The sequence below is a fragment of the Paenibacillus forsythiae T98 genome, assembly GCF_000520735.1.
In the GTDB taxonomy this organism is placed as follows: domain Bacteria; phylum Bacillota; class Bacilli; order Paenibacillales; family Paenibacillaceae; genus Paenibacillus_AQ; species Paenibacillus_AQ forsythiae.
Genome location: NZ_ASSC01000356.1, coordinates 1 through 4,132, shown reverse-complemented (window position 1 = coordinate 4,132; position 4,132 = coordinate 1). Strand labels below are relative to the sequence as shown.

Annotated in this window: 6 protein-coding genes; 1 reads left to right on the top strand and 5 read right to left on the bottom strand. The window is 55.2% G+C overall.

Features of this window, described 5'->3' with window-relative positions:
* Positions 1–7 precede the first annotated feature (7 nt).
* The 5 genes from L692_RS0111420 to L692_RS0111400 form a co-directional block, all read right to left on the bottom strand.
* A complete protein-coding gene (locus L692_RS0111420) occupies positions 8–997 on the bottom strand; it encodes a beta-ketoacyl-ACP synthase III (RefSeq protein ID WP_025699948.1) in 990 nt (329 codons plus the stop codon).
* A gap of 8 nt (positions 998–1,005) precedes the next feature.
* Entirely contained in the window at positions 1,006–1,995 is a 990-nt protein-coding gene (gene plsX, locus L692_RS0111415; protein ID WP_025699946.1) for a phosphate acyltransferase PlsX, read from the bottom strand.
* Positions 1,979–2,575, bottom strand: coding sequence for a transcription factor FapR (gene fapR / locus L692_RS0111410; RefSeq protein ID WP_025699945.1), 597 nt, complete (start codon positions 2,573–2,575; stop codon positions 1,979–1,981). Before fapR ends, plsX begins: the two co-directional genes overlap by 17 nt.
* 371 nt (positions 2,576–2,946) lie before the next feature.
* Entirely contained in the window at positions 2,947–3,120 is a 174-nt protein-coding gene (rpmF, locus tag L692_RS31135) for a 50S ribosomal protein L32 (protein ID WP_019911234.1), read from the bottom strand.
* 59 nt (positions 3,121–3,179) lie between these two features.
* Positions 3,180–3,692, bottom strand: a complete 513-nt coding sequence (locus L692_RS0111400) for a YceD family protein (RefSeq protein WP_025699942.1) — start codon at positions 3,690–3,692, stop codon at positions 3,180–3,182.
* 155 nt (positions 3,693–3,847) lie between these two features.
* On the opposite strand from L692_RS0111400, the gene L692_RS28510 reads away from it, so the two are divergent.
* Positions 3,848–4,132, top strand: a 285-nt coding sequence (locus tag L692_RS28510) for a nucleotidyltransferase family protein (RefSeq protein WP_036723280.1), incomplete at its 3' end; no start/stop codon positions are given.

The window sequence follows — 4,132 nt, the reverse complement described above, 5'->3', positions numbered from 1 at the left end:
CTTCCGCTTACCAAACCAATATGGAAGCGCCCCAAGTCAGGCCTCCGCCGAAGCCGACCATCAGAACGGTATCGCCTTCCTTCATCCGTCCTTCTTCCGCCGCTTCCACCAAAGCGAGCGGTATGGATGCCGCCGAGGTGTTCGCGTATTTATCTACATTGATTACGCACTTCTCCGGCGGAAGGTCCAGGCGCTGCATCGCCGACTGAATGATACGGATATTCGCTTGATGCGGGATGAACAAGTCGATGTCTTCTTTGGCCAGACCCGCCTTGCCAAGCACCTTCTCCGTCGCCGCACCCATGACCCGGACTGCAAACTTGAACACTTCCCGGCCGTTCATATAGATGAAATGCTTCTTGCCTTCCACCGTCTCCACTGTAGCGGGCAGCCGCGAGCCGCCGCCTTCCAGCTTCAGGAGCGGTCCGCCGGCGCCCTCTGCGCCAAGATCAAAGGACTGGAAGCCCCGTCCCTTCGGCACCTCGCCGATAACGACCGCTCCGGCGCCGTCGCCGAACAGCACGCAGGTATTGCGGTCGGTATAGTCCGTTATGCGCGACAGCGTATCCGCTCCGATGATAAGAGCGTTATTGTACATTCCGTTCTGAATGAAACCAACCGCAGTCGCCAGACTGTATACAAAGCCCGAGCAAGCCGCCGACAGGTCGAATGCAGCCGCGCCCTTGGCTCCGAGCTTATCCTGCAAAACGCAGGCAGTCGAGGGAAATATCGTATCTGGCGTAATTGTGGCCACGATGATCAGATCCAGCTCTTCGGGCTTGAGGCCTGCCGAAGCCAGCGCCCGGATCGACGCTTCATAGGCAAGATCGGAGGTCGCCTCATCCGGAGCCGCGATATGCCGTTCACGAATTCCCGTCCGGCTGACGATCCATTCGTCGTTCGTTTCCACGATTTTTTCCAGATCGCTGTTGGTCAATATTTTTTCGGGTACATATTTTCCCGTGCCGATAATGCCGACCGGCCGTAAGTTCTTCATATTGTCACTCACTTCCCGCTGATTTCCTTGGATATACTTGGGACCAGGCCGGACGACAGCGCCTGCCGCGCCTGCCGGACCGCATTCTTAATCGCATTTCCGTCAGAAGAGCCGTGCCCCTTCACTACGAGACCGCTTAAGCCCAGCAGCGGCGCGCCGCCGTGCTCCTTGTAATCCATCTTGCCTTTTAGACCTCTCAGCTCTGGCATAAGCATCGCCGCCCCAAGCTTTGTCTTGAGGGAGCGGCTGAACTGCTCCTTGAGCAGAGCGAAGATCGCACCCGCCGCACCCTCCAGCGACTTCAGCAAAATATTGCCGGCAAATCCGTCGCAGACGAGCACATCGCAGCTTCCCGTCAGGACGTCTCGCGCTTCCACGTTGCCGACAAAATGGATTCCGGGAAGCTGCTCCAGCAGCGGATACGCTTCCTTCGTCAGCTTGTTGCCCTTGCCGGGCTCCGCGCCGACATTCAGCAATCCAACGCGGGGCTGCGCAATGCCGTCCACCTTGCTGCGGTAAATGCTCCCCATCAGCGCGTACTGCGCCAGATGCTGCGGTTCGGCGTCCATATTCGCGCCAAGGTCCAGCGCAAGCACGCCGACATCGTCGAGAGTCGGAATCATCGGAGCGAGCGCCGGACGCTCGATGCCCGGCATTCTTCCGACAACCAGCAGCCCTGTCGTCATCAGGGCGCCCGTATTTCCAGCAGATATCATGGCCTCGGCTTCGCCTTCCTTAACCAGCTTTCCCGCAACCACCATGGATGAATCCTTTTTGCGCCTTACCGCTTTGACAGGCTCCTCATCGGTGCCGATGACTTCGCTTGCGTGGCGCACCGTTATATTGGCCGGCTTGTCTTTGAGCAGGGGCTCCAGCCTTGCTTCGTCACCGACCAGGATAATCTTCGTATCTTTCCATTCCGCCGCTGCGGACAAAGCGCCCTCCACATTGCTCTCTGGCGCATGATCTCCGCCCATGGCGTCAATGGCGATCTGCACTGCGGCTCACCCCTTCGCTGTATTCTTCGCTTACGGACCGGTACACGACGAAATGGCCCTGAAAGACCATCTCCTCGCCAACATATGTAAATACGTCGACCTCGGCCTTGCCCCTGCGGCCCGCCAGCGAGCGGACATAAGCCTTGGAGATGCATTTCTCACCCAGACGAATCATGCGAACGAAACGGATATCCGCCGAGGCGGTAAGCGCGATTTCAGCATCGATCACAGCGACCGCCAGCGAATTGGCCTGCGCGAACACATAATGGCCCCGGGCGATCCCGTTCCTGGAGAAGACATGCTCCTCCCGGATTTCAAATATCGAAATGCCGCTCTTGTCCAGCTGCAAATCAACGATATCGCCGATCACTTCGTCCACGGGAAGAGAGCGCACCTGGTCGTAGGAATGCTCCGCCATCTGCTTCATGCGCTCCCGCAGCTCCGGAATACCAAGCTCCATTCGGTCCAGCCGGATCGTCTGTATGCTGACCTTAAGCTGCCGGGTAAGCTCACGGTCCGTGACAAAAGGATTATCCTCAATAATCTGCAAAAGCTGCTGCTGGCGTTTTTTCTTCGGCAAGCGCTCGATGGCGGTTCACCTCCCGTCCTTGTTTGTGAAATTAATGCCGCAATCGGCCGCAAGTTATGTCGGAAGTTTATGTGTATTCAAAATTTAGAACCTGGTACTAATATGTAGTATAAAGCATGACGCCGCAAAAATAAAGCTCTGACTTCAAAACCTGCCCGCAAAGCGCCTCCATAAGCCAAAGTCCCTGCGGCAGACTTGCTCCCTGCCCGCAAAAAAAATAGCACCTCACCGGTAGATGAAGTACTACTTTGTTCAAATATAAGAACAAACAAGCTTCGCGCTTATCCATTGGCTTATATTTCAGCGAGAAACGGCAATCTTCCTTAATAAAGGAAAGCCCTGCCGTCTCATCTGTAACGCTATTATTGCTTGATGATCTCTCTTGCTTTGTACGTTCCGCATACTTTGCATACGTGGTGAGCAAGCTTCAATTCTCCGCATTGTTCACATTTCACCATGCCCGGGACAACCAGCTTAAAGTGCGTGCGGCGCTTGTCACGGCGTGTTTTGGACGTTCTACGTTGAGGTACTGCCATGTGTTCCACCTCCTTATTCAAGTCAACCCGTTTAGACGGGCCGTTTCGGTTTCATCTTCTCATTTGAAAAAATCCTTCAACCCGGCAAGGCGCGGATCGATTACGGTGTTGTCGCAACTGCAGGCGCCTTCGTTCAGGTTACGGCCGCATGTGGGACAGAGTCCCTTGCAGTCCGGGGCGCAAAGCACGGTAATCGGCAAATGAAGAAGATAGCTTTCCTGGACATAAGGCGCCAGCTCTACGGCTTCATCGGTCACGTAGATAAGGTCCTCGTCCTCCCCTTCTTCCGGCTCAGCCGGTTCCTTGCCCCACTTGAACTTTTCGGCAAAAGGAATATCCATATGCTTCTTGACAGGAGTCAAGCAACGCGCACATAGCATGTCCGCATCTCCGCTCAGCTTACCCTCCACGGTTACGAGATCCGCAGCCGCGGGCAGCGCATCGAGATCGGCCAATAACGGTGATACAGCCAAAATATCCTTGCGGCCTTTGACGGCTCCGCTTACATCCACATGCTCGTGGAAGCGCAAAGGTCCGTCGGCATTTGCAATTTTGCGAAAGTGAAACTTCATAGATATCACTCCAAACAAACAAAATTTATTATACCTACCATACATGACCTTTGTCAACCATTTCTCCTTTATATTGTTGGGTAAAAGGGAGCTGATTTATGTTATAACTATTAGTAACCCATTTGGGACGATAATTGAACAGGAGTGAACCCTGTGTGCAGACAGTAGGAATTATTGCCGAATACAACCCGCTGCATAACGGGCATGTCCATCATTACAGCGAGGCCAAAAGATTGTCCGGCGCAGACCGCGCCATCGTCGTGATGAGCGGCCCGTTCACCCAGCGCGGAGAGCCGGCCATGTTCAGTAAGCGCGCGCGGACCGAAATGGCCCTGCGCATGGGCGCTGATCTCGTCATCGAGCTCCCTGTGGCCTATGCCGTCCAGCCTGCGGAGTGGTTCGCTTTCGGCGCGGTGGCGCTGCTGGAAGCGACAGGCGTT